The organism is Streptomonospora salina (genome assembly GCF_014204715.1).
In the GTDB taxonomy this organism is placed as follows: Bacteria; Actinomycetota; Actinomycetes; order Streptosporangiales; family Streptosporangiaceae; genus Streptomonospora; species Streptomonospora salina.
Window position 1 is genome coordinate 3,618,957 of record NZ_JACHLY010000001.1, and the last position, 23,295, is coordinate 3,642,251.

Below are 23,295 nucleotides of genomic sequence, written 5' to 3' on the forward strand. Positions count from 1 at the left end.
CCGTCCCCGCCGCCCCGGCCGCGGCTGCCGGTCGTGCCGGTCGGGTCAGTTGAGGCGCTCGAAGACGGCGGCCATCCCCTGGCCGCCGCCCACGCACATGGTCTCCAGCCCGAAGGTCGCGTCGTGGAAGTCCAAGCCGTTGAGCAGCGTTCCGGTGATGCGGGCGCCGGTCATGCCGAAGGGGTGGCCGACGGCGATCGCACCGCCGTTGACGTTGAGCTGGGAGTCGATGTCGATGCCCAGTTCGTCGGCGGCGGGCAGCACCTGCGCGGCGAAGGCCTCGTTGATCTCGACGAGGTCGATGTCGCCGACGCTCATGTTCGCCCGGGCCAGCGCCTGGCGCGAGGCCTCGACCGGGCCCAGGCCCATGATCTCCGGGGACAGGCCGCTCACCCCGGTGGAGACGATGCGCGCGATGGGCGTCAAGCCGAGCTGGGCGGCCTTGGTGTCGCTCATGACGACCAGCGCGGCGGCGCCGTCGTTGAGCGGGCAGGCGTTGCCGGCCGTCACGGTGCCGTCGGGACGGAAGACCGGCTCCAGCTGGGAGACCTTTTCGTAGGTGGTGCCCCGGCGCGGCCCGTCGTCGGTGTCGGCGACCGTTCCGTCGGGCGTGGTCACCGGGGTGATCTCGCGGCCCCAGAACCCGTTGTCGATGGAGCGCTCGGCCAGGTTCTGCGAACGCACGCCGAACTCGTCCTGGCGCTGCCGCGAGACGCCGCGGATCTGGGAGACGTTCTCGGCGGTCTGGCCCATCGAGGTGTAGACGTCGGGCAGCCGGTCGTCCTCGCGGGGGTCGTGCCAGGTCTCGGCGCCGCCCTCGGCGCGCTTGGCGGTGCGCTCTTCGGCGTCGGCGAACACCGGGTTCTTGGTCTCGGGCAGGGAGTCGCTGTTGCCCTTGGTGAAGCGGCTGACCATCTCCACGCCGGCCGAGACGAACACGTCGCCCTCGCCGGCCTTGATGGCGTGGTAGGCCATCCGGGTGGTCTGCAGCGACGAGGAGCAGTAGCGCGTCAGCGTGGTTCCGGGCACGGTGTCCAGGCCGAGCTGCACGGCGACGACGCGGGCGAGGTTGTTGCCCTGTTCGCCGCCGGGCAGTCCGCAGCCCAGCATGAGGTCGTCGATGGAGTTCGGGTCCAGCTGCGGGACCTGGGCGAGCGCGGCGGAGACGATCTGGGCGGTGATGTCGTCGGGGCGCAGGTCTTTGAGGGAGCCTTTGAACGCGCGTCCGATCGGCGAACGGGCGGTTGCGACGATGACGGCTTCGGGCATGTCCGCGGCCTTTCTGGTACGGGACGGTTACCGACCAGTAGGTCGGTCGGTGTGGTACCCGACGTTAGCCTGTCGCGGAGCCTTCGCTCATCTCCGGGGCCGGATAGCCGGGCGCATCCCGACCGCTACCCCCCGCCGCGGCGGCGCTATCCCCGCCGGTGCCCTCGGCGTCCGCCGCACGGGCCCCGCCGCGATCCGCACCCGCGGTGCGGGGCCGCCGGACGAGCGCCGCCCACCGGCGTCCCCGCGGCGCCTGCCCGCGGTCGTCGGCGCCGGCCCGGCTGACTTCGCTGCCGCCCGCCTCGGCGGCCTCGGTCGCGGCCCGGTCCACCGGCAGCGGAGACTCCCGGATCCCGGCGGCGGGCCCGGCGGTCTCGGGCAGCAGTTCCAGTGCCGCACACGCTGAGGGCAGCACCGCCGCCGCGGCGTAGGCGTAGCCCTTCGCGGACGGGTGGAAACGGTCCGGACCGAAAAACTCCTCCGGCTGAGCCAGAAAGTCGGACGCCAGGAGGTCGCTCAGGGACACCGCCCGGCCGCCCTCCTCGACGACCGCGATCGTCTGGGCGGCGGCCAGCTGGCGTGAGGCGCGGCGCGCGAGGGACCGCAGCGGTTGCCCGATCGGCTGGACCGTGCCCAGGTCCGGGCAGGTACCCACCACGACCGCGGTGCCGGCGCCGACCAGCTCGCGCACGACACCGCGCAGCTGCGCCACCGCCTCGGTCGGGCGCTGCCGGCGGATGACGTCGTTGGCGCCGATGAAGATCACCGCGAGGTCGGGCGGATGGTCGCGCAGCTTGTCCAGTTGGACGGGAAGGTGCGCTGAGACGGCGCCCGTACGGGCCAGGCGGCGCAGCCGCACCGGGCGGTCGGCGACGGCGGCGATGCCCGACGCCAGCATGCTTCCCGGCGTCCGGTCGGCCTCGGCGACGGCGAACCCCGCCGCGGTGGAGTCGCCCATCATCGCGAACCGGATCGGCCGGCCCCCGCCGTGCCCGTAGACGCCGTTGACCCGGGGCGCCTGCCACCGGGTGGATCCCACCGTCTTCACCGCATGGCGGGCCTGCACGTACAGCAGACCGACGGTCGACGCCCCCAGCAGAGTCAGACCGCCGCCGCCGAACGCGGTGGCCGTCGCGATCCGCCGGGCACGTGCGGCGCGCAGCATCATGTCCGCCTCCCTGCTAAGCGCGGTCGGTCCTCGCGGCCCGCCCGAGCGGTGCGGGCGACGGTTCCCGTGCAGGACCGCACCCGCTGGAACGGCGTTCCGACCGTCGGTGTTCCCGCACGCGCGACGGTTCACGTGCCCGGCGCCGCCGCGACTGCGAAGTGTCACCGCCGAGTCAGCCGGGTAGACCCGATGGTCCGCGCAAGGGGGCGGCGAAGCCGTTGGGATTCCCTGCTCGTGCGGGGAGCGCGGCGGAGTGCCTCCGGTTTAGAGTCGGGTCAGCGGCGGCCCGCCCCCGATCGGGCGCGGGCGGCCTTCAGCAACGGCGCTGAACGTGAGAGGGGCACAGCAATGCGGGTGCACAACACCCTGATCGACCTCGTAGGGGACACCCCCCTGCTCCAGATGAACAAGGTCACCAGTGGGCTCGCCCCGACCGTTCTGGCCAAGGTCGAATACTTCAACCCCGGCGGATCGGTCAAGGACCGCATCGCCCTGCGCATGGTCGAGGAAGCCGAGAAGAGCGGCGCGCTGCGCCCCGGCGGGACCATCGTCGAACCCACCTCGGGCAACACCGGTGTCGGCCTGGCGATCGTGGCCGCCGAAAAGGGCTACCGCTGCGTGTTCGTCTGCCCGGACAAAGTCGGCAACGACAAGCTGTCGGTCCTGCGGGCCTACGGCGCCGAAGTCGTGGTCTGCCCGACCACCGTCGCTCCCGACCACCCCGACTCCTACTACTCGGTCTCCGAGCGCATGGCCGAAACCGTCCCCGGAGCGTGGCGGCCCAACCAGTACGCCAACCAGGCCAACCCCGACTCGCACTACCACTCCACCGGCCCGGAGATCTGGGAGCAGACCGGCGGCCGCATCACCCACTTCGTATGCGGCATCGGCACCGGCGGCACCGTCACCGGGGCCGGGCGCTACCTCAAGGAGGTCTCCGACGGCCGGGTGAGCGTCATCGGCGCTGACGCGGAGGGATCGGTCTACTCCGGCGGCAGCGGGCGGCCCTACCTCGTCGAAGGCGTGGGCGAGGACATCTGGCCCGAGACCTACGACCCCTCGGTCTGCGACGAGGTCATCCCGGTCAGCGACAAGGAGTCGTTCCTGATGACCCGCCGCCTGGCCCGCGACGAGACGCTGCTCGTGGGCGGCTCCTGCGGGCTCGCGGTGGTCGCCGCCCTGCGTGTGGCCGAGCGGGCCGGCCCCGACGACGTCATCGTGGTGCTGCTGCCCGACGGCGGCCGCGGCTACCTGAGCAAGATCTTCAACGACGAGTGGATGGCCGACTTCGGTTTCCTCGCCGAGGAGACCGGCGAACCCGCCGCCGGCGACGTCCTCGCGGCCAAGGGCAGCGAACTGCCGGAGTTCGTGCACATCCACCCCCACGAGAGCGTCGGGACCGCGGTGTCGGTGATGCGCGAATACAGCGTCTCCCAAGTGCCGGTGATGAAGGAGGAGCCGCCCGTCATGGCCGCCGAGGTCGTAGGCGCCCTCGCCGAGCGCGACGTGCTGGACGCGCTGTTCAGCCAGCGGGCGCAACTGGAGGATCCGGTCGAGCGGCACATGGGCCCGCCGCTGCCGGTGGTCGGCTCCGGCGAGCCGGTCAGCCGCTGCGTGGAGCTGCTGCGCCAGGCCGGGGCGGTCGTGGTGCTGCGCGACGGCAAACCTTCGGGCGTGGTGACCCGCCAGGACGTGCTCAAACACCTGTCGGGCTGAGCCGGAGGCCGGCGGACCGGTGCCCGCGCGGCGCCGCTCCGCCGGCGCGGTCCCGTCCGGCGCCGCCGTGCCCGGCGTCCGGCGGCGCAATGCCAGAATGGCGGTTTCAGCGCAGGTCTCCCACCGCCGGACACGGCGGGATCCGCGATCACGAGGAGTACGGGTGGGTTTGTTCGACCAGGGCGGCGACGCAGCGGGCGGAGCGGAGCAGCCGCAGGACACGTCGCAGCTGCTGGAACGGGCGGCCGCGGCCTTCGACGCCGGGGACTACGCCGCCGCGGAGCCCCTGTTCGCCGAGGCGGTCCGGGTGCTGAGCGATCAGCCCGCCCACGGCCCCGAAGAGGGGGCCGAGCTCACCTTCCAGGTGATCGCCGTGTGCATGATGCTCGCCCGGGCCCGCGAGCACCTCGGCGACGACAGCGGGGCGCAGAGCGCCGCCACGACCGCCGAGTCGGCGGTGCGCGACCTCGTCGACGTGGACCGGCTGGACGAGATCGCCCGGCGCGCGCCCGATCTCGCGCGCGAGTACCTGTCCATCGCCGACTTCCTGGCGGCTCTGGCGGTCAAGTCGATGTTCGCGCGCATGGACGACGAGTCCCTGGACGAGCCCGAGCTGGAGGGCTACCTGGGGTGGACCGGCAACGCGGTGGGCGCGTTCGTGCTGGCGGCCCGGGGGGACCCGCGGCCCGAGGTGTGCACCGGACTGGGCCGGGTGCTGGTGCGGCACGCCCTGGTGGCGCTGACCGTCAACCGCCTGGACGAGGCCCTGGACCACCTCGACCAGGCGATGGGGCTCATGCCCGACTACGAGCCGCAGCAGTGGTGGTTCGGCACGGTCCGCGAGGCCCTCGACTCGATCGAGGCGGTCCAGCCCGGCGTTCTCGACCGCCTGGCAGCCGACTCCGACCTCGCCCGCTTCCGCCGCGGCGAGGTGACCGAACCCGGGCGGGACTGACGGGGCGCGTCGCCCTACCGGGGCGGCCGTCGCCGGCGCCGAGGGCGGCCACGGGTACGCGGTCGCCGGGGCACCGGCCGTAAACTGGGCATCTCCTCATTACCGACCAGTAGATTTGGGGATGCGGGTGTCACGACTGGTGTCCTGGATCCTGCGCCGACTGTGGGCGTGGGCGCGGAGCCATGCCGATATCCGTTCCGGCTCGCGCGCGGCGCGCCGCTTCGCCGCCTACGGGACGGGGACCTCGATCGCCTTTCCGCCCGCGACCGTCTTCGGTGAACCGTGGATCGCGCTGGGCGCCCACACGCTGGTGGGCGCCGATATGACCCTGACCGCGGGCATGGTGCCCGGCCAGGAGCTGGGTTCCGGCGGGCCGCTGATCCGCATCGGCGACGGGTGCACGATCGGTCGCGGCTCGCACCTGGTCGCCCACCGCTCGATCGAACTGGGCGACGACGTCTTCACCGGGCCCTACGTCTACATCACCGACCAGAACCACGTCTACGCCGACGTCGACGTGCCGGTGGGCCGGCAGTGGCCCGCCGACGACCCGGTGCGCGTCGGCGACGGCACCTGGATCGGTGCCCACGCCGTCGTACTGCCCGGCGTGCGGCTGGGTCGCAACTGCGTCGTGGCGGCCGGATCCGTGGTGCGGCCGGGCGCCTACCCCGACCACAGCGTCGTCGCGGGCGTCCCCGGGAAGGTCGTGCGCCGCTACGATCCCGAGTCCGGCTGGGTGCCGCCGCTGCGCAGCGACGCGGCCGACGGCGGCGGGAGCGACGGTGCGCCGGTGGACGGCGCGGACATGGCGCAGCCGGAGGTGTAGGACCCGGCGCGCCCCTCCGAGAGCCGTTCCGGGCCGGGGCCACCGCCCCGAGGGTTCGGCGCTCGGCCGAGCGTGCGGGCTCAACCGGCGGACGCGTCGCCCCGCCCGCCGCCGGCCTCCGCCCCGCCCGCCGGGGGAGGGGCGGGACGCGGTCCGGCGGCCGAGCGGGTGACCGCCAGCGCGCCGCCGGCCCACACCAGGTCGGCGGCGGTCATGGACAGGCGGGACAGTGCTGCCACCACCAGCGCGGATCCGGGGTCGAGCACCGGCGCCAGGCACACCACCAGCACCAGTTCGCGCACGCCCAGCCCGGCGGGGGCGACGACCACCAGCAGTCCCAGTGTCCAGGCCAGCGCATAGGCGCCGGCGGCGACCGGTAGGGCGCGGACGTCGGCCCCGCCGCCCGCGGCGGCGACGAGCACCCACACGTGCACCGACAGCGGGACCCACGCGGCCAGCGACCAGCCCAGCGCTCCGGCCATGCCGCGGCCGGACGCGCGTTCCAGCTCTGCGGCCGCCGGCAGCGAGCCGCTCCCGGTTCCGTCCCGCGGCCCCCGGATCCGGCGCACGAGCCGCAGGACCGCGTTGATCAGCCCCGTCACCACCCGCGGATGGAGCAGGGCGAGCAGGAACGGCGCCAGCGCCAGCAGCCACCACCAGCGGCGCGCCGCATCGGTGCTGACGAACGGCAGGGTTCCGGCGGCCACCGCGAGGTTCACGGTCAGTGTCGCCGCCACCGCCAGCACGGTCGCGGCGGCCCCGCGCTGCCGCGCGACATCGTGGTCGCGGGCCAACTCGACCTGGGCCACGAACGCCCACACCGACCCCGGAAGATACTTGCCGAGCTGCCCCAGGAACATCACCCGCGCAGCCGTGCCGACCGGCAGCCGGGACCCCAGACCCGCGAGGATCGCCCGCCAGGCCAGCATCTGCGCGCCGAGCGCGGCCAGCGCCGCCGGCAGCGACGCGGCCACCGCCCACGGCGACAGCGCCGCCAGCGCTTCGCGCGCCTCCTCCCAGCGGCTGTACAGCGCGAACCCGGCGCACGCCAGCACGACCACGACGACGGCCAGGCGCACCCACCGGTTGCTGCGAAGGCGGTTCAGCACCCCGCCAGCCTAGTCCCGCCGGCGTCCGGGAAAGCGGTTGTAGGGGCCGGGGCCGCGACGGCGGCCGCGGCCCCCTACCCCGATGCGGGGCCGGTGAGGAAGGACTCGATCGCGTCCGCGACCGCTTCCGGCCGGGTCATGTGGGCCGGGTACGGCGCGGCGAGCCGCTGGGCGCTGCGGTTGGCCCGCGGCGGGGCGGCGAGTTCGCCGGCGGCCCGGGCGGCGAGGACCTCGCGGAGGAGGGCGGGGGCGCCGGGAATCGGCGGGAAGGCTCCGTCGCCGACCACCGCCAGCGTGGGGACCCGCGGGTCGGCGGCCGGCCCGTCGGTTTCACGGGCGTCGAGGTCGGCCGACATCGCCCGTACGGCGCGCGGGCCCGGGCGCAGCGAAACGAGGCGGTCCTCGCGCACCGACGCCCGCAGCGCCGTGGCCTCCGCCACCGCGCCGGGCACTTCCCAGACGCCGGTGCGGTAACCGGCCACCAGCCGGTCGAACACCTCGGCGGGCATCGGCGAGCAGGCGGCGGCCAGCTGGTCCACCAGGAACGCGCGGACCGTCGCCGCGGCGGCTGCGGCCCGCTCGACGGCGATACCGAGGTGCGCGGCGACGACGTCTGCGTCCGGCCGGGCGAAGCCGTCGATGCTCACCGCCGCCGTGAGGTCGGCGCGCCGGGCGGCGAACAGGGCGGTCACCGCGCCGCCGAGGCCGTATCCCGCCACCGCCGGTGCGCGGAGCCCGAACCGCTCGATCACGCGGGCCAGGTCGTCGACACAGCCGTCGACCGTCCAATCGCCGTCGGCTGAGCGTCCGTGGCCGCGCAGATCGTAGGTGTAGACGGGGTGCCGCGGCGCGAGCAGCCCCGCAACCGGATCCCACTCCTCCAGGGTGCCGCCCAGCCCGTGCAGCAGGACCACGGGCGCCCCGGGGCCGTCGCGCCCCCGGACCGCGAGGCTCGGGGAGTGCGGCCCGCCCTCGACGAGGGCCTCCCAGGGCGGCGCCGTCGCCATCGTGCACCACCTCCCGTTTCGCGTCCGCTCCGAGGCGGCCGTCGGACGCAAACGCTAACCGCCGCCGCTGCCGCCGCCCTGACAGATCGCTGATGCGGGGCGTGCAGGTCTTCCGCGTTCCGCGGGAACCTCCCGCGGTGCCGGGGATCCCGTACCGTAGGCTGTGGCGCGTGGGAATGCCTGACGTCGTCGCCTTCGCCGGTAACCAGGTCCATGTCTGCCGCTACCGCGAGGCCACTACACTGTTGCGCTGGTTGGGGCCGGACCTGCGCGGCCAGACCGTGCTGGACGTCGCCGGGGGCGACGGATACTGGGCCGGCCGGGCCCGGCGCCGCGGGGCCGATGCGGTATCCGTGGACCTGGCGCGCGCCAAGATGGAGCGCGGCGCCAAGCTGCGCCATGCGCCGGAGCTCGTGGAGGGCGACGCGCTGCGCATGCCGCTGCGCGACGCGTCGGTGGACAAGGTGCTGTCCATCTGCGCCATCGAGCACTTCGACGACGGCCCGGCGGCGCTGGGCGAAATGGCGCGGGTGCTCAAACCGGGGGGCGAACTGGTGATGTCGGCCGACTGCCTGTCCCGCCGCGAGCGCTGGCCGCACCTGTTCGCCGCGCACAGCACCCGCTACCGCGTCAAGCGGACCTACACCCACGAGTCGCTCGCCGGCCTGCTCGACGAGCAGGGCCTGGAGGTGCTCGACCACAGCTACCAGTTCCGCGGTCCGCTGGCCGAGCGCACCTACCTGTCGGTCTCGGCCAAGGGCGGCCGCGTCGGATTCAACGCCGCCGCCCCGCTGGTGCCCCTGATCGCCCTGGGCGACGCCAGGAGCCCCAACACCCGCGGCAGCATCGTGCTGATCCGCGCGCGGAAGAGGTCAGGCACCCCTGCCTGACCGGTGCCGGATGCCCGGTTCAGCCCCCTTCGTCGCCATGTTCCTTCCGTCGATCTTGTAGCTACGGTGCGTGAAAGCGATTTCCCGTGACGGTAGCTACAAGATCGACGACCACCGGCGGGCGGGGGTCGGCGGGCGTCGGGACGGAACCGGCACCGACCGCCGTCCCCCCGTGCGTTCGCGCACACGTGCCGGCCCCCGGCGGGGCGGGATGGGGAGCGCGCGGGCCCCGCCGTATCGTGCCGACCATGACTCGTGCCGGACATCGGAACAGCGAACCCGACGAATCCGCCCCCGCTCCCTCGTCCATGCGCCGCGCGCTGGCCCGGGCCCGTGACGGAAAGACCCTCGACCCCGCCGAAGCCGAGGTCCTGCTGCACGCGCGCGGCGACGACCTCGACGCACTCCTCGGCCACGCCGGCCGTGTCCGCGACGCCGGGCTGGAAGCCGCGGGCCGCCCCGACACCATCACCTACAGCCGCAAAGTGTTCATCCCGCTCACCCGGCTGTGCCGCGACCGCTGCCACTACTGCACCTTCGCCACCGCCCCCGGCCACCTCGACGCCCCCTTCCTGTCGCCCGACGAGGTGCTGGAGACCGCCCGCCAAGGCGCCGCCATGGGCTGCAAGGAGGCGCTGTTCACCCTCGGCGACCGCCCCGAGGACCGCTGGCGGCAGGCCTCGCAGTGGCTGGACGAACGCGGCTACGAGGACACGCTCTCCTACGTCCGCGCGATGGCGATCATGGTCATGGAGGAGACCGGCCTGCTGCCCCACCTCAACCCCGGGGTGCTGAGCTGGTCGGACTTCCAGCGGCTCAAGCCGGTCGCGCCCTCCATGGGGATGATGCTGGAGACCACCTCCGAGCGGCTGCACACCGAACGCGGGCAGCCGCACTACGGCAGCCCCGACAAGGACCCTGCGGTGCGGCTGCGTGTGCTGGAGGACGCCGGCCGCTGCACCGTCCCCTTCACCACCGGCATGCTCATCGGTATCGGTGAGACCACGGCCGAACGCGCCGACACGATCTTCGCGATGCGCCGGGCGGCCCGCGAGTACGGGGCGGTCCAAGAGGTCATCGTGCAGAACTTCCGGGCCAAGCCCGACACCGCGATGATGCACCGCCCCGACGCCGAACTCGCCGAACTGGCGGCCACCATCGCCGTCACCCGCCTGGTGATGGGCGCCAAAGCGCGTATCCAGGCTCCGCCCAACCTCATCGGCGACGAGTACGCGCTCATGGTGCGCGCGGGCATCGACGACTGGGGCGGCGTCTCGCCGCTCACGCCCGACCACGTGAACCCCGAGCGCCCGTGGCCCCAGATCGAGGAACTGTCCGAGCGCACCGGACAGGCGGGATTCCGGCTGCACGAGCGGCTGACCGTCTACCCCGAGTACGTCCGGCAGGGGGAGCCGTGGCTGGACCCGCGCGTGCTGGGCCACGTCGCCGCACTCGCGGATCCCGAAACCGGTCTGGCCCGCGAGGACGCCGAGGTGGTGGGCCGCCCCTGGCAGGAGCCCGAACCCCAGCACACGTCGAGCGGACGCACCGACCTGCACACCGCGATCGACTCCCAAGGCCGCACCGCCGAGCGCCGCGGCGACTTCGACGCCGTCTACGGCGACTGGGACGAACTGCGCGAGCGCATGCCCCGCCCCGAACCGGGTGCCGGCGCGCCGCGCCGGTTCGACCCCGAGATCCGCGACGCCCTCAAGCACGCCGAACGCGACCCCGCCGGGCTCGACGACGAGGAGTCGCTGGCGCTGCTGCACGCCGACGGACCCGAGTTGGAGGAACTGACCGGCCTGGCCGACCGGGTGCGGCGCGACACGGTCGGCGACGACGTCACCTTCGTCGTCACGCGCAACATCAACTTCACCAACGTCTGCTACACCGGCTGCCGCTTCTGCGCCTTCGCGCAGCGCCGCAACGACGCCGACGCCTTCACCCTTTCGCTGGATGCGGTCGCCGACCGCGCCGCCGAAGCGTGGGAGGCCGGCGCCGGTGAAGTGTGCATGCAGGGCGGCATCCACCCCGACCTTCCGGGAAGCGCCTACTTCGACCTCGCCCGCGCGGTCAAGGAACGCGTGCCCGGCATGCACGTGCACGCGTACAGCCCGATGGAGGTGGTCAACGGCGCCGCCCGCACCGACTCTTCGGTGCGGGCGTGGCTGGAGCGGGCGCGTGAGGCCGGCGTCGACTCGCTGCCCGGCACCGCCGCCGAGATCCTCGACGACGACGTGCGCTGGGTGCTGACCAAGGGCAAACTGCCCGCCTCGGCGTGGATCGACGTCGTCACCACCGCCCACGACCTCGGCATCCCGACCACGTCGACGATGATGTACGGCCACGTGGACTCTCCCGGGCACTGGGTGGCCCACATCAAGCTGCTGCGGTCGCTGCAGCAGCGGTCGCTGGAGCGCAACGGCCGCCCGGGCTTCACCGAGTTCGTTCCGCTGCCGTTCGTGCACACCGGCGCGCCGATCTACCTCGCCGGGCTGGCGCGCACCGGGCCGACCGTGCGGGAGAACCGCGCGGTGCACGCGCTGGCGCGCCTGCTGCTGCACGGCAGTATCGACAACATCCAGTGCTCGTGGGTGAAGATGGCCGAGGACACCTGCCGCGAGCTGCTGGCGGGCGGTGTCAACGACGTTGGCGGCACGCTGATGGAGGAGACCATCAGCCGCATGGCCGGTTCCGACAACGGCTCGTTCAAGACGATCAGCGACATCCGGGCGCTGGTCGGCCCCACCGGCCGCCCGCTGCGCCAGCGCACCACCCTCTACGGGGAGGTTCCTCCCGAGCGCCGCGAGGCCGCCGAGGCCAGCGACGGCGTGGCCGCGAGCATCCGGGGGGTCGGCCTGCCGGTGGTCTGAGGCCGCCGGTCCGATCAGCCGGTACCGCCTCGGGGCGGTCGCCGCCGGCGGTGTGCGGGACAGCCCGGTTCCGCACGCCGCCGGCCCGGCGCCCTCCGGCCTGCCCGACGGTCCGCGGGGGACGCCGCGTCGGAGGGCCGCACCCGGATCGATCTGACCGGCGACGACGACGCGCTCGTCATCGAGGACGTCGTTCCGGCTCAGGGGATGCGGCACCGGCCGACGTTCCTGCCCGTCGGGGGCGAGCCCCCGGCGTGCGACCCGGTCCCCTACGGCGCACACCGCGACGTCGGCGCGTAGCCGCCGGCCGGGGACGCGACCGCCGGGAGCGGCGGCGGTCCGGCCGCGGTGGGGGTCCGGCCGCGGTGGGGGTATGCCGCGGCCGGGCCGCCGCCTGGAGGGACGGTTGCGAACGCTACGCCCGCGCTGTCCGCGGCGGCGCGCGATGCGGCCGGTCGGCTGTGGCCGCTGTGCGGATCAACCGGTCCCCAGCCGGGCGCCGACCGTGTCGGCGAAGGCGTAGCCGTTCGTTGCGTCCCAGTTGATCGACCACGTCATCGCGCCGCCCATCGGCCCGTAGGGCTCGCTGGGGCGAAGGAGCCGCAGTCGCGCCCCTCTTCGAGGCAGTTCAGGGCGCGGACGACGTCGCCGGCCGGCTGGTGGCCGCCGCCCGCGGCGTCGGGGGTGGCGGGCAGCCCCAGTCCCACCTGGTCGGGGCGCAGCCCCAGCTCCACCTGGATGCAGGCCTGGGCGGTCAGGAAGTCGACCGTGCCCTGCGCGTGGACCTGGTCGTCGCAGCCCAGCATGGTCCCGGAGTTGTAGTACTGCATGTTGACGATGGTCAGGATGTCGCCGATGTTCTCTGCGAGTTGGTAATAGGCGAAGCTGGGCGCCTGGAAGTCGATGGTCTGCGGCGCCATCGTGATGATGAGATCGGAGCCGGCGTCGGCCCGCAGCGACCGCAGCGCCTCTTCCATGTAATGGGCGTTCATGCCGTGTTCGAGGTCGATGTCGATGCCGTCGAACCCGTACTCCTGCATCAGTGCGTAGGCGGAGTCGGCGAAGTTGGCGGCTTCGGCGGCGTCGGTGACGTCGACGTGGCCGTTCTGGCCCCCGACGGACAGGACGACCTTCCGGCCCTCGGCCTGGACCGCGGCCACGTCGTCCTTGAACTGCCGGTCGGTGTATCCGTCCAGCTCTCCTTCGGCGACGTCGAAGGTGATGCCGCCGGGGGAGGAGGCGTTGCCCGCGAAGGCCACCGCGATCATGTTGTAGGCGGAGGGGACCTCGCTGATCGGCAGCGTGGTAGAGCCGTTGTCGAAGTTGTGCCAGTACCCGGTGAGCCACTGGCCTTCTGCCGCCGCGGCGGGGGCGGCTGAGGCGGGGGCGGGGCCGTCGAGCAGGGCGGGAGCGGCGGCCGCGGCGACGCCGAGCGTGGCCAGTGCGGCGGCGCCCGCCAGGGTCGCGGAGAGCCGCGGGAAGCGGGCGAAGGGGCCGGCGGGGCGGCCGCTACGGCGGGTGTGCCGGGGAGGTCGGGGAGCGTTCACGAGGGGGGCTCCTTCCAGTGTCCGTGCGTCCGTGAGCGGGGAATGGGCGGGAATCCGGGGGTATTCCGACGGATTCGCCCTGAGTGATCGGATCCGCACGTGAAGTGTCAAGAAACCTAAGAGTTCTCGTGCTGCCCCGTCAACAGATCAGGAAGGATTATTTCCAAAAACATCGGGTGTCCGGTGGCGGCGCCGTCCGTGGGCGCACCCTTCGGGCAGGGCGAGCGGCGAGCGGGCCGCCGGCGGGATGTAGGCAACCTTCGGGGGAGGCGGGGCCGGGGAAGACTTCCTTTTACCTGCGGGTAACTGGTTCCCGGCGCCGCATCGGCGGGAACGCCGATGCTATGGACCTCCCCACCCAAGCCCGGGCGCACCGCTTAGCCGCAAGCGGCCGCGGCCCCGCCGGCGACGAACGTGCGCACGCCGGCCTCACCCCTTCCACAGCCCGGTTCCGGAAGTCGAGCTACTCCTTCCGGGAGAACTGCGTCGAAGTCGCGAACGATCCCCGAACCGGCGTCGCCGTCCGCGACTCCGCGCACGCCGCCGCCGCGCACCTGACGTTCGCCCGGCCCGCATGGACCGCGCTGCTGGGGCTGGTGAAGGCGGGGCGGCTCTAGGCGGCGCGGTGGCCCGGTCCGCAGGCCGGCGGCCGGGCCGCCTGCTCAGCGTTGTGTCCTGCCCCGGGCATTCCCGGAGGCAGGACCGCTGCCGGATGCGCAGATCCGTTGAGTCCGAGCAGGCTCGGCGCCTCAGCTCAGGACCGCGCGGACCTCGTCGGACACGTCGTCGTCGGTCACGAATGAGGTATGGCCCACGCAACCGGCGTAGCGGTTGTCGGCGCCCGTGATGGTGACGTTGTAGGAGGGGCGGACGATGAGGTCGCACAGGGAGCGGAACGTGGTGTAAGAGACGTCACCGGGGGTGGGGTCGCCGGAGTTGAGCTGCGTCAGGAAGGACGATCCTTCGACCACTTCCTGGCACGACGGCTCGGTCTGCACGCACGGCAGTTCCACCGAGGAGCCCTCGTTGGGCCCGGCCAGTGAGACCCAGTCGCCGACGTGTGCGTCGCCGCCGAGGAACTTCAGGTACCAGCGGGAGGACAGCGACCCCATGGAATGGGCGACGATGTCCACTTCGGAGGCTCCCGACTCGGCGCGGAGGGCGTCCGCCTCGTCGGCGATGAGCTGGGCGGTCTCGACGTTGGAGGCGTTGTAGTCGTAGCTGATCGGATGCAGGTCCGCGGCCGGCCAGCCGTCGGCGACGAAGTCGGCGACCATCGAGTCCCAGTTGCCGGCGTCGCCGCCGTAGCCGTGGACGAACAGCACGGGAGTGCGCTCCTGGGCGTGGGCCGAAGCCGGCGCCAGGACGAGGGCGGCCAGCACCAGCCCGGACAGCACGGGGGTCAAAAGACGCATCGGGGGCTCCTTTCGCTAGGGCCCCGAGCTTCCACCACGTACGTCACGCGGCGCATCCGTCGAATCACGGGTCGTCGCACCCGGCTGGGCGACCGGTTCCGCGGCGTCCGGCGGGCCCGGGTCAGCCGCGGAAAGGAACGTGCAGCCACGGGCTCTGCGGGTGCGACATCATCAGGTGGTGCACGTCGAGCGGCGTCGTGTACCAGTGGCCGAACTCGCCGTTGTCGAAGTGCAGGCACCGGCCCAGGATGTAGCTCGCGGAGAACTCCGCCCATGTGGCGTAGTGCCGGCGGGCCTGCTCGCTCGCGTGCACCGCATACGTCTGCGACGTGTGCATGTCCGAGTAGCCGCATTGCACGCCCCACCGCGCCATGTTCGCGCCCCGGCCGAAATCCCAGGCCTTGATCGAGGGGACGATCGCGCCGGGCGGCAGCAGGCCGTCGGCCGTGAAGCGCTCCTCGTAGCTCAGGATCAGCCGGGCCAGGTCCACCCACTGCCGGTAGGAGGCTTCGTCGATCCCGTGCTGCCAGCACATGTGGGCGATGCCGTCGCGCCAGACCCCCGGGTCGATCGGTTGTCCGACCGCCTGTGACGACACCCGGCGCAGCTCCAGCAGGACACTCGCGGCGAAGTTGCTGTCCCGGTCGCCGATCAGCGACTCGGTCTGCCGCCGCCAGTCGTCGGGAGAACCGATTCCCCAGTCCTCGTACAGTCCGGCCCGCTTCTGCTCGGGTCCGCAGCAGGCGCAGCCGACCGGATTGTTCCACTCGCCGCCGCCGGCGACCTGGATGTGCGCGCCGCACGCGTAGGCGTGGGCGAGCGGGCCGTGGAAAGGTCCGTGGGGGTCCGCGTTCAACCCGAGTCCGCCGTGCTGCACCGTGGCACCCTGCCAATCCGCCGCCGCACCCGGCACGCCGGCACGCGTATCGATCGCGGCCCCGGTATACCACGCCGCACGCCGCGGAGCAGCCAGGCCGCCGAGCGTGGCCGGCCGACTCCCCGCTGCGGCCTCAGCACTCGATGACGTTGACCGCCAGGCCGCCCCTGCTGGTCTCCTTGTACTTGTCCATCATGTCGCGGCCGGTGTCGCGCATGGTCTGGATGGCTTTGTCGAGGGAGACGAAGTGGCTGCCGTCGCCGCGGACGGCGATGCGGGCCGCGCTGATCGCCTTGATCGACGCCAGGGCGTTGCGCTCGATGCACGGGACCTGAACGAGCCCGCCGATGGGGTCGCAGGTCAGGCCGAGGTTGTGCTCCATGGCGATTTCGGCGGCGTTCTCGATCTGGGCCGGGGTGGCGCCCCAGGCCTCGGCGAGGCCCGCCGCGGCCATCGACGACGCCGAGCCGACCTCGCCCTGGCAGCCGACCTCGGCGCCGGAGATCGAGGCGTTGTGCTTGTAGAGGATGCCCACCGCCCCCGCCGCGAGCAGGAACCGGACCGCGCCCTCGTCGTCGGCGCCCGGGGTGAAGTGCGCGTAGTAGTGCAGCACCGCCGGGATGATGCCGGCCGCGCCGTTGGTGGGGGCGGTGACCACGCGGCCGCCGGCGGCGTTCTCCTCGTTGACCGCCAGGGCGTAGAGCGTGATCCAGTCGGTGCCGCGCATCGGGTCGCCCGGGTCGCTGTGGTCGGGCCCGGACAGGCCCGCGGCCTCGCAGTGGCCGCCGAGCTGGCGGTACAGGCGCGGCGCCCGCCGGGTGACCTTCAGACCGCCGGGCAGGGTGCCCTCGGTGGTGACGCCCCGGCGCACGCACGCGCGCATGGCGCGCCAGATCTCCAGTAGCCCTTCGCGGATCGCGGCGTCGGAGCGGCCGAACGCCCGCTCGTTGGCGAGCATGACCGCGCTGATGGACATCCCCGTCTCGCGGCAGATCTGCAGCAGCTCGGCGGCGCTGGCGAAGGGGTAGGGCTGGTCGGTGTCGTCGGCCGTGATCCTGTCGGCGCCCACCGCTTCGTCGTCGACGACGAAGCCGCCGCCCACCGAGTAGTAGGTGTGCGCCCGGAACTCGCCGCCGCCGGAGTCCGCGGCGACGAAACGCATCCCGTTGGGATGGCCCGGCAGCGTCTCGGTGCGGCGGAACTCCAGGTCGGTGTCGGGATCGAACACCGCCTCGTGCCGCCCGCCGCCCAGCGCCAGCCGGTGCCGGGAGCGCACGTCCGCCACCAGTGCCGGTGCCGCGTCGATGTCGACGTCCTCGGGCGTCCGGCCGAGCAGGCCGAGGACGACGGCGCGGTCGCTGCCGTGGCCCTTGCCGGTCAGCGCGAGCGAGCCGTAGAGCTCGACGCGCACCGCGGCGGTGTGCTCCACCAGCCCGGACGCGTCCAGCCCGTCGGCGAACCGGCGGGCGGCCCGCATCGGTCCGACGGTGTGCGAACTCGACGGCCCGATACCGATGGTGAACAGGTCGAAAACGCTGATTGCCATGGTCCTGCCCTCCTTGCGGGCGCAGGAACGATAGTGGTGTTCGGCACGGCCGGGACGCAACGCCGACGCGCCCCGGCCGCACCAGGAGGGCAGGCTGCGCCCCCCTACAGCTCCGGGTAGAGCGGGTGCTTGCGCACCAGTGCCTCCACGCGGCTGTGCAGCGCGGCGGCGTCGTACTCGGGCTTGAGCGCCTCGGCGATGACGTCGGAGACCTCGGCGAAGTCCTCGTCGCCGAACCCGCGCGTGGCCAGCGCGGGGGTGCCGACCCGCAGGCCCGAGGTCACCATGGGCGGCCGCGGGTCGTCGGGCACGGCGTTGCGGTTGACGGTGATGCCGATCTCGTGCAGCCGGTCCTCGGCTTCCTTGCCGTTGAGCCGGCAGTTCACCAGGTCGACGAGTACGAGGTGGACGTCGGTTCCGCCGCTGAGCACCCGGACGCCGTTGTCCACCGCGTCCTGGCGCATGAGCCGCTCGGCCAGGATCTTCGCGCCGGAGACGGTGCGGCGCTGCCGGTCGGCGAAGTCGTCGCCGGCGGCCATCTTCAACGCGACGGCCTTGCCCGCGATCACGTGCTCCAGCGGCCCGCCCTGCATACCGGGGAAGACGGCGGAGTTGATCTTCTTGCCGAACTCCTCCTTGCTCAGGATGAGTCCGCCGCGCGGACCGCCGAGGGTCTTGTGCGTGGTGGTGGTCACCACGTCGGCGTGCGGCATCGGGCTGGGGTGCAGCCCGGCGGCCACCAGACCGGCGAAGTGCGCCATGTCCACCATGAACAGCGCGTCGATCTCGTCGGCGATCCGGCGGAAGCGCTCGAAGTCGAGCTCGCGCGGGTAGGCCGACCACCCGGCGACGATCATCTTCGGCCGGTGCTCCTTGGCCAGCGCCTCGACCTCGTCGTAGTCGACGGTGCCGTCCTCGGGGCGGACGTGGTAGGCGACCGCGTTGAGGATCTTGCCGGAGTAGTTCAGCTTCATGCCGTGGGTCAGGTGCCCGCCGTGGGCCAGGTCCAGGCCCAGGATGGTGTCGCCCGGCTTGAGCAGTGAGAAGTACACCGCCGTGTTGGCCTGGGCGCCCGAGTGCGGCTGGACGTTGGCGTGCTCGGCGCCGAACAGTTCCTTGGCCCGGTCGATCGCGAGCTGCTCGATCACGTCGACGTGCTCGCAGCCGCCGTAGTAGCGCTTGCCGGGGTAGCCCTCGGCGTACTTGTTGGTGAGGACCGTGCCCTGGGCCTCCAGCACCGCCTGCGGAGCGAAGTTCTCCGAGGCGATCATCTCCAGGGTGTCGCGCTGCCGGCCGAGCTCGGCGTCGACGGCTGCGGCCACCTCGGGATCGAGCTGGTCGAGGGACTGATCGAGCAGATTCCGCTGAGAGGGCATGTGATCAACCTTCGCCTTCGGTCAACTGCGTGTACTGCTCCGGAGAGAGCAGGTCGGACGGTTCTTCGGCGACCTCCACCTTGAAGAGCCACCCTTGGCCGTAGGGATCGGTCCCGATGACCTCGGGATTGTCCACCGCCGCCTGGTTGACGTCGACGACCTCGCCGTTGACCGGCGCGTACAGGTCGCTGACGGACTTGGTGGACTCCACCTCCCCGCAGGTCTCGCCGGGGGCGACGGTGGCGCCCGTCTCCGGCGGCTCGACGTAGACGATGTCGCCGAGCGCTTCGGCGGCGAAGGCGGTGATGCCGATCGTGGCGACACCGTCGTTGATCGCCACCCACTCGTGCTCGCTCGTGTAGTTCAGCTCTGCGGGAACGCTCAATTCAACTCTCCAGGAGGTCGTCGTTGTCCGGGTATGGCGCGGCGCCGTGCGCGCAGGGCCGTCCGGCCCGGTCGGCGCGTGGACCGCCGGCGGTCGGGCTTTCGCCGAATTCTGCCGCCTCGGCCTGCGGCCCCGCACGCGGTGTGCGCGGTTTCGGCCCGCTGAAGCTCAGCGGTCCCGCTGGTAGAAGGGCAGGTCGACGACGTCGACGGCCTCGGCGCGGCCGCGCACGTCCACCGTGGTCTCGCCGGCGGACGGGTCGGCCCCGCTGTCGATGTAGGCCATGGCGACGGGCGTGCCCAGGGTGGGCGAGGGAGCCCCGCTGGTGACCGTGCCCACGGGTTCGCCGTCGAGCAGGACGGGGTTGTCCTTGCGCAGCGGACGGCGGCCGCGGGCCACCAGGCCGACCAGGCGGCGCCGCGGGCCGGAGTCCGCGACACGCTGCAGCGCGTCCCGGCCCACGAAATCACCCGGCTTGTCCAGTTTGACGACGCGGCCCAGATTGGCGTCGAAGGGGGTGGTCCCCGTGCCGAGTTCGTTGCCGTAGAGGGGCATACCGGCTTCCAGCCGCAGCGTGTCGCGTGCCGACAGCCCGGCGGGGACGAGGCCGTGCGGCTCGCCGGACTCCAGCAGGGCCGCCCACACGTCGGGCGCGGCGTCACCGGGCGTGAGGAAGATCTCGAAGCCGTCCTCGCCGGTGTAGCCGGTGCGGGCCAGCAGCGCCGGGTGCCCGGCGACGTCGTAGGAGTAGCCCGCGAAGTACCTGATGGTGCTCAGGTCGGCGTCGGTGAGGGGGGCGAGGATGTCGGCGGCGGCCGGCCCCTGCACGGCGACCAGGGCGTAGTCCGGGGAGCGGTCCTCGACCAGGCAGGCGAAGCCCGCCGCGCGCTCGCTGAGCGCGGTCACGACGGTCTCGGCGTTGGCGGCGTTGGCCACCACCATGTACTCGTCCTCGGCCAACCGGTAGACGATCAGGTCGTCGAGGACGCCGCCGTCGGCGTCGGTGATCATGGTGTAGCGGGCGCGGCCCGGCGTGACCTTGGACAGGTGCCCCGCCAAGGAGTAGTCCAGCATGTCGGCGGCCTGCGGCCCGCTGACGGTGATCTCCCCCATGTGGGACAGGTCGAAGAGTCCCGCGGTCTCGCGCACCGCCGCGTGCTCGGCGCGCTCGCCGCTGTAGCGCAGCGGCATCTCCCACCCGGCGAAATCGACCAGGGTGGCCCCGGCCTGTTCGTGGACGGCGTGCAGCGGTGTCGTTCGCAGTGCCGATCCCTGGTCCGGCGCAGTCATTCTCACTCCCGAGAGGATGGACGTCGTTTCGTCACAGGCGTTGCCATCCTCCCCCTCTGTCATGATGCCTGAGAGCTTCGCCGCGCGGACGCGGCTTGCACCTTCGGCGAGGGACCGAACGCCCCTGCTTTCCAGAGTGGTCTCGACCGTACGGTCCGTCGCGCCTGAGAGGTTCACTGGGGAGGAATTGCTCCTTCGGCGGCCCGTGCCGGCTGCACGGACTCTCTCCCGTACGGATTCAACGACCGGTTCCAGGCTAACAGCGCCCCTTTCGGACGAACAGTTAAGGGCACGCGAAGCGCCCCGGTCAGCGTGCCGACCAGCGCGAACGCGGGACGGAGTCGACGCGGGGCGCAACAGCGGAACCGGGGACGGCCCGACCGGTGGCGGGGCGCCGGCCGGAGCCCCGCTGACCGGTCCGGCCGGTGCTGCGGGAGGCCGCGGCAGGGCCCGGCGGATCCCGGGACAGGCGGCGCCGCCCGGACGCGGCGGTCCTGCGGAGCGGGGCTCAGGCCGAGCGGCGCTTGCGCACCGCCTCGGCCAGCCCGCCCAGCACGTCCGCGGTGGTGGCCCAGTCCATGCACGAGTCGGTGATGGAGCGTCCGTAGGTCAGGTCGGCGGGGTCGCCCAGCTTCTGGGCGCCGTCCTCGATGAAGCTCTCCAGCATCACGCCGACGATGCCGCGCTGGCCCTCGGCCACCTGGGCGGCGATCGCTTCGGCGACCCCGGGCTGGCGGGTGTGGTCTTTGCCGCTGTTGGCGTGGCTGGCGTCGATCATCAGCCGCCGCGGGAGCCCGGACGCCTCGACCGTGTCCAGCGCCGAAGACACACTCGCGGCGTCGTAGTTCGGGCCGGGCCGGCCCCCGCGCAGGATGACGTGGCAGTCGGGGTTGCCCTCGGTGACGACGACCGACCCCGCGCCGGCGGGGTCGACGCCGAAGAACGTGTGCGAAGCCGCCGAGGCGCCGCAGGCGTCCACGGCCGCCTGGACGTCGCCGTCGGTGCTGTTCTTGAAGCCCACCGGCATGCTCAGGCCGCTGCCGAGCTGGCGGTGCACCTGGCTCTCGGTGGTACGGGCGCCGATGGCGCCCCAGGCGACCGCGTCGGCGATGTACTGCGGTGTGATGGGGTCGAGGAATTCGGTACCGGCCGCGACGCCGATGGAGCCGATGTCCAGCAGCAGCTTGCGGGCGGTGCGCAGGCCGCGGTGCACGTCGTAGCTCTCGTCCAGGCCCGGGTCGTTGATCAGGCCTTTCCAGCCCAGCGTCGTACGCGGCTTCTCGAAGTAGACGCGCATCACCACGCACAGGTCGTCGCCGACCGAGGGGATCAGTTCCTTCAGCCGCTGGGCGTAGTCCAGCGCGGCCTCGGGGTCGTGCACCGAGCAGGGCCCCGCGATGACCAGCAGGCGGTCGTCGGTTCCGTCGAGCACCCGCGTGACCTCGGAGCGGGCGTCCTCGACCAGGGCCGCGCGCTCGGGCCCCATCGGGAGCTCGGCGAGGAGGTCCTTGGGCGCGATCAGCGGCTGGTAGCTGGCGACGCGTGTGTCGTTCGTGTTGGGCATGCCTCTGTGTCCCTCTTCCGTTTCCCCTGCGACCCACGGAAACACTAACGCGACACGTGCCCGCGCACGCCTCCGGCGCCGGTGCGCGGCGCTGCGCGCGCGGACACCGGCGCCGATCCGGCGGCGGGGCACGTCCCGGGCCATGCGGGGGATGTGACCCTGATCACTTCCGCAATGCGGCGGGTGCGGCCCCGGAGCGGTGCCGCCCGGAACGGGCGCCGCCGAGCCCGGCCGCCCCCGCATACCGGGCCGCGGACGTGCTGCCGTGCCCAGGAGGGAATCGGGGGCGCCGGCGGTGCGGGTTCGCCCGATCCCGGGACTGCGGGCGGTTCCGGCGCACGGCGGCGCGCCCGGAGGCGGCGGGGAACGGCTCCGCGGCCGACGCTCCCGGTTCTAGGATTGACGCGGCCACATCTGCGACGAAGGACGCCTCACCCATGCGCACGCTGTATCCGTCCATCGAACCCTACGACTCCGGCATGCTCGACGTGGGCGACGGACACCGGATCTACTGGGAACTGTGCGGGAACCCGGCGGGCAAACCGGCGGTGTTCCTGCACGGAGGACCGGGGGCCGGGTGCAGCCCCGACCACCGGCGGCTGTTCGATCCCGAGCGCTACCGGGTGCTGCTGTTCGACCAGCGCAACTGCGGCCGCAGCACCCCCCACGCCAGCGGCGCGGACGTCGATCTCGACACCAACACGACCTGGTCGCTGCTGGAGGACATCGAGCGGCTGCGGGTCATGGCCGGAGTCGACAGGTGGCAGGTCTTCGGCGGCTCGTGGGGCAGCGCCCTGGCGCTGGCCTACGCCCAGGAGCACCCCCGCCGGGTCAGCGAACTCGTGCTGCGCGGCATCTTCACCCTGCGCAACGAAGAGCTGCTGTGGTTCTACCAGAGCGGCGCCTCCTACCTCTTCCCCGACCTGTGGGAGAACTACCTGGCGCCCATCCCCGAGGACGAGCGCGACGACCTCATCGGGGCCTACGCGCGCCGGCTGAACTCGCCCGACCCCGAGGAGCGGTTGGCCGCCGCCCGCGCGTGGAGCACGTGGGAGGGTTCGACGATCACGCTGCTGCCGAACGAAGAGATCCGGGCCCACCACGCCGAAGCCGACTACGCGCTGGCGTTCGCCCGTATCGAGAACCACTACTTCGCCCACGGCGGGTTCTTCACTCCGGGCCAACTCGTCAACAACGCCGGCCGCCTGCGCGGCATCCCCGGCGTGATCGTGCAGGGGCGCTACGACGTGTGCACACCCGCCAAGACCGCCTTCGACCTCGGCCGCGCCTGGCCGGAGGCGCAGTTCCACCTGGTCGACGACGCCGGCCACGCCTTCAGCGAGCCCGGCATCCTGCACCACCTCATCGAAGCGACCGACGCCTTCGCCCGCACCTGAGACCGCGGCCGGCCGGGTGCGGCGGGCCCGTGCGCGCGAACGCCCGCCGCGCCCGGCGTTAGGCTCGGGTGCGAATCAGCGG

At 72.8% G+C, this 23,295-nt stretch carries 18 protein-coding genes, 1 pseudogene and 1 riboswitch; of the genes and pseudogenes, 7 read left to right on the plus strand and 12 right to left on the minus strand.

Annotation, left to right across the window (positions count from 1 at the left end; all coding sequences use genetic code 11):
* Positions 1-45 precede the first annotated feature (45 nt).
* Together HNR25_RS16400 and HNR25_RS16405 are read right to left on the minus strand one after the other, a co-directional pair.
* Entirely contained in the window at positions 46-1,269 is a 1,224-nt protein-coding gene (locus HNR25_RS16400) for an acetyl-CoA C-acetyltransferase (RefSeq protein ID WP_184636445.1), read from the minus strand.
* 64 nt (positions 1,270-1,333) lie between these two features.
* On the minus strand, positions 1,334-2,434 hold the full coding sequence (locus tag HNR25_RS16405) for an SGNH/GDSL hydrolase family protein (RefSeq protein ID WP_184639412.1): 1,101 nt from the start codon (positions 2,432-2,434) through the stop codon (positions 1,334-1,336).
* Between the two features lie 351 nt (positions 2,435-2,785).
* Here HNR25_RS16405 and HNR25_RS16410 point away from each other — a divergent pair, with 351 nt between their 5' ends.
* From HNR25_RS16410 to HNR25_RS16420, 3 genes are all read left to right on the plus strand, one after another.
* Positions 2,786-4,153, plus strand: a complete 1,368-nt coding sequence (locus tag HNR25_RS16410) for a cystathionine beta-synthase (protein WP_184636447.1) — start codon at positions 2,786-2,788, stop codon at positions 4,151-4,153.
* A gap of 163 nt (positions 4,154-4,316) precedes the next feature.
* Positions 4,317-5,108, plus strand: coding sequence for a hypothetical protein (locus tag HNR25_RS16415; RefSeq protein WP_184636449.1), 792 nt, complete (start codon positions 4,317-4,319; stop codon positions 5,106-5,108).
* Positions 5,109-5,229: 121 nt separating this feature from the next.
* The gene (locus HNR25_RS16420) at positions 5,230-5,934 is read left to right on the plus strand and encodes an acyltransferase (RefSeq protein ID WP_184636451.1); all 705 of its coding nucleotides are present in this window, start codon (positions 5,230-5,232) and stop codon (positions 5,932-5,934) included.
* Positions 5,935-6,014: 80 nt separating this feature from the next.
* On the opposite strand, the gene HNR25_RS16425 is transcribed toward HNR25_RS16420, so the two are convergent.
* Together HNR25_RS16425 and HNR25_RS16430 are read right to left on the minus strand one after the other, a co-directional pair.
* Positions 6,015-7,043, minus strand: coding sequence for a lysylphosphatidylglycerol synthase domain-containing protein (locus tag HNR25_RS16425; RefSeq protein WP_184636453.1), 1,029 nt, complete (start codon positions 7,041-7,043; stop codon positions 6,015-6,017).
* 74 nt (positions 7,044-7,117) lie between these two features.
* A complete protein-coding gene (locus tag HNR25_RS16430) occupies positions 7,118-8,050 on the minus strand; it encodes an alpha/beta fold hydrolase (RefSeq protein WP_184636455.1) in 933 nt (310 codons plus the stop codon).
* Positions 8,051-8,226: 176 nt separating this feature from the next.
* Here HNR25_RS16430 and HNR25_RS16435 point away from each other — a divergent pair, with 176 nt between their 5' ends.
* Positions 8,227-8,940, plus strand: a complete 714-nt coding sequence (locus HNR25_RS16435) for a class I SAM-dependent methyltransferase (protein WP_184639414.1) — start codon at positions 8,227-8,229, stop codon at positions 8,938-8,940.
* Positions 8,941-9,188: 248 nt separating this feature from the next.
* Positions 9,189-11,816 (plus strand): bifunctional FO biosynthesis protein CofGH, encoded by a 2,628-nt coding sequence (locus HNR25_RS16440; RefSeq protein WP_184636457.1) that lies wholly within the window; start codon positions 9,189-9,191, stop codon positions 11,814-11,816.
* 477 nt (positions 11,817-12,293) lie between these two features.
* Here HNR25_RS16440 and HNR25_RS16445 read toward each other — a convergent pair.
* A pseudogene (locus HNR25_RS16445) lies at positions 12,294-13,276 on the minus strand (chitinase).
* Positions 13,277-13,707: 431 nt separating this feature from the next.
* Here HNR25_RS16445 and HNR25_RS26865 point away from each other — a divergent pair.
* Positions 13,708-13,980: a DUF397 domain-containing protein gene (locus HNR25_RS26865; RefSeq protein WP_184636460.1), complete on the plus strand. Its 273-nt coding sequence runs from the start codon at positions 13,708-13,710 to the stop codon at positions 13,978-13,980.
* A gap of 132 nt (positions 13,981-14,112) precedes the next feature.
* Here HNR25_RS26865 and HNR25_RS16455 read toward each other — a convergent pair whose 3' ends face one another.
* From HNR25_RS16455 to HNR25_RS16485, 7 genes are all read right to left on the minus strand, one after another.
* A complete protein-coding gene (locus tag HNR25_RS16455) occupies positions 14,113-14,778 on the minus strand; it encodes an esterase/lipase family protein (RefSeq protein ID WP_184636462.1) in 666 nt (221 codons plus the stop codon).
* 121 nt (positions 14,779-14,899) lie between these two features.
* A complete protein-coding gene (locus HNR25_RS16460) occupies positions 14,900-15,655 on the minus strand; it encodes a DUF1266 domain-containing protein (protein WP_184636464.1) in 756 nt (251 codons plus the stop codon).
* Between the two features lie 133 nt (positions 15,656-15,788).
* On the minus strand, positions 15,789-17,201 hold the full coding sequence (locus tag HNR25_RS16465; RefSeq protein WP_184636466.1) for an L-serine ammonia-lyase: 1,413 nt from the start codon (positions 17,199-17,201) through the stop codon (positions 15,789-15,791).
* Between the two features lie 104 nt (positions 17,202-17,305).
* Positions 17,306-18,577, minus strand: coding sequence for a serine hydroxymethyltransferase (gene glyA, locus HNR25_RS16470; protein ID WP_184636468.1), 1,272 nt, complete (start codon positions 18,575-18,577; stop codon positions 17,306-17,308).
* Between the two features lie 4 nt (positions 18,578-18,581).
* On the minus strand, positions 18,582-18,962 hold the full coding sequence (gene gcvH, locus HNR25_RS16475) for a glycine cleavage system protein GcvH (RefSeq protein WP_184636471.1): 381 nt from the start codon (positions 18,960-18,962) through the stop codon (positions 18,582-18,584).
* A 168-nt stretch (positions 18,963-19,130) separates the two neighbouring features.
* Positions 19,131-20,252, minus strand: a complete 1,122-nt coding sequence (gene gcvT, locus HNR25_RS16480) for a glycine cleavage system aminomethyltransferase GcvT (protein WP_184636473.1) — start codon at positions 20,250-20,252, stop codon at positions 19,131-19,133.
* A 46-nt stretch (positions 20,253-20,298) separates the two neighbouring features.
* Positions 20,299-20,397: riboswitch (glycine riboswitch) on the minus strand.
* Between the two features lie 363 nt (positions 20,398-20,760).
* Entirely contained in the window at positions 20,761-21,816 is a 1,056-nt protein-coding gene (locus tag HNR25_RS16485) for a 3-deoxy-7-phosphoheptulonate synthase (protein ID WP_184636476.1), read from the minus strand.
* A 437-nt stretch (positions 21,817-22,253) separates the two neighbouring features.
* On the opposite strand from HNR25_RS16485, the gene pip reads away from it, so the two are divergent.
* Complete coding sequence (gene pip / locus HNR25_RS16490; RefSeq protein WP_184636478.1) at positions 22,254-23,213, plus strand: prolyl aminopeptidase; 960 nt, start codon at positions 22,254-22,256, stop codon at positions 23,211-23,213.
* The last annotated feature ends 82 nt before the right edge of the window (positions 23,214-23,295 follow it).

What these genes read in the sequence shown, in the direction of transcription:
- HNR25_RS26865 (WP_184636460.1), top strand. Translation starts at nt 13,708, where the DNA reads ATGGACCTCCCCACCCAAGCCCGGGCGCACCGCTTAGCCGCAAGCGGC.
- HNR25_RS16485 (WP_184636476.1), bottom strand. Translation starts at nt 21,816, where the DNA reads ATGCCCAACACGAACGACACACGCGTCGCCAGCTACCAGCCGCTGATC.
- pip (WP_184636478.1), top strand. Translation starts at nt 22,254, where the DNA reads ATGCGCACGCTGTATCCGTCCATCGAACCCTACGACTCCGGCATGCTC.
- HNR25_RS16420 (WP_184636451.1), top strand. Translation starts at nt 5,230, where the DNA reads ATGCGGGTGTCACGACTGGTGTCCTGGATCCTGCGCCGACTGTGGGCG.
- gcvT (WP_184636473.1), bottom strand. Translation starts at nt 20,252, where the DNA reads ATGACTGCGCCGGACCAGGGATCGGCACTGCGAACGACACCGCTGCAC.
- HNR25_RS16405 (WP_184639412.1), bottom strand. Translation starts at nt 2,434, where the DNA reads ATGCTGCGCGCCGCACGTGCCCGGCGGATCGCGACGGCCACCGCGTTC.
- glyA (WP_184636468.1), bottom strand. Translation starts at nt 18,577, where the DNA reads ATGCCCTCTCAGCGGAATCTGCTCGATCAGTCCCTCGACCAGCTCGAT.
- HNR25_RS16440 (WP_184636457.1), top strand. Translation starts at nt 9,189, where the DNA reads ATGACTCGTGCCGGACATCGGAACAGCGAACCCGACGAATCCGCCCCC.
- HNR25_RS16435 (WP_184639414.1), top strand. Translation starts at nt 8,227, where the DNA reads ATGCCTGACGTCGTCGCCTTCGCCGGTAACCAGGTCCATGTCTGCCGC.
- HNR25_RS16455 (WP_184636462.1), bottom strand. Translation starts at nt 14,778, where the DNA reads ATGCGTCTTTTGACCCCCGTGCTGTCCGGGCTGGTGCTGGCCGCCCTC.
- HNR25_RS16410 (WP_184636447.1), top strand. Translation starts at nt 2,786, where the DNA reads ATGCGGGTGCACAACACCCTGATCGACCTCGTAGGGGACACCCCCCTG.
- HNR25_RS16400 (WP_184636445.1), bottom strand. Translation starts at nt 1,269, where the DNA reads ATGCCCGAAGCCGTCATCGTCGCAACCGCCCGTTCGCCGATCGGACGC.
- HNR25_RS16430 (WP_184636455.1), bottom strand. Translation starts at nt 8,050, where the DNA reads ATGGCGACGGCGCCGCCCTGGGAGGCCCTCGTCGAGGGCGGGCCGCAC.
- HNR25_RS16465 (WP_184636466.1), bottom strand. Translation starts at nt 17,201, where the DNA reads ATGGCAATCAGCGTTTTCGACCTGTTCACCATCGGTATCGGGCCGTCG.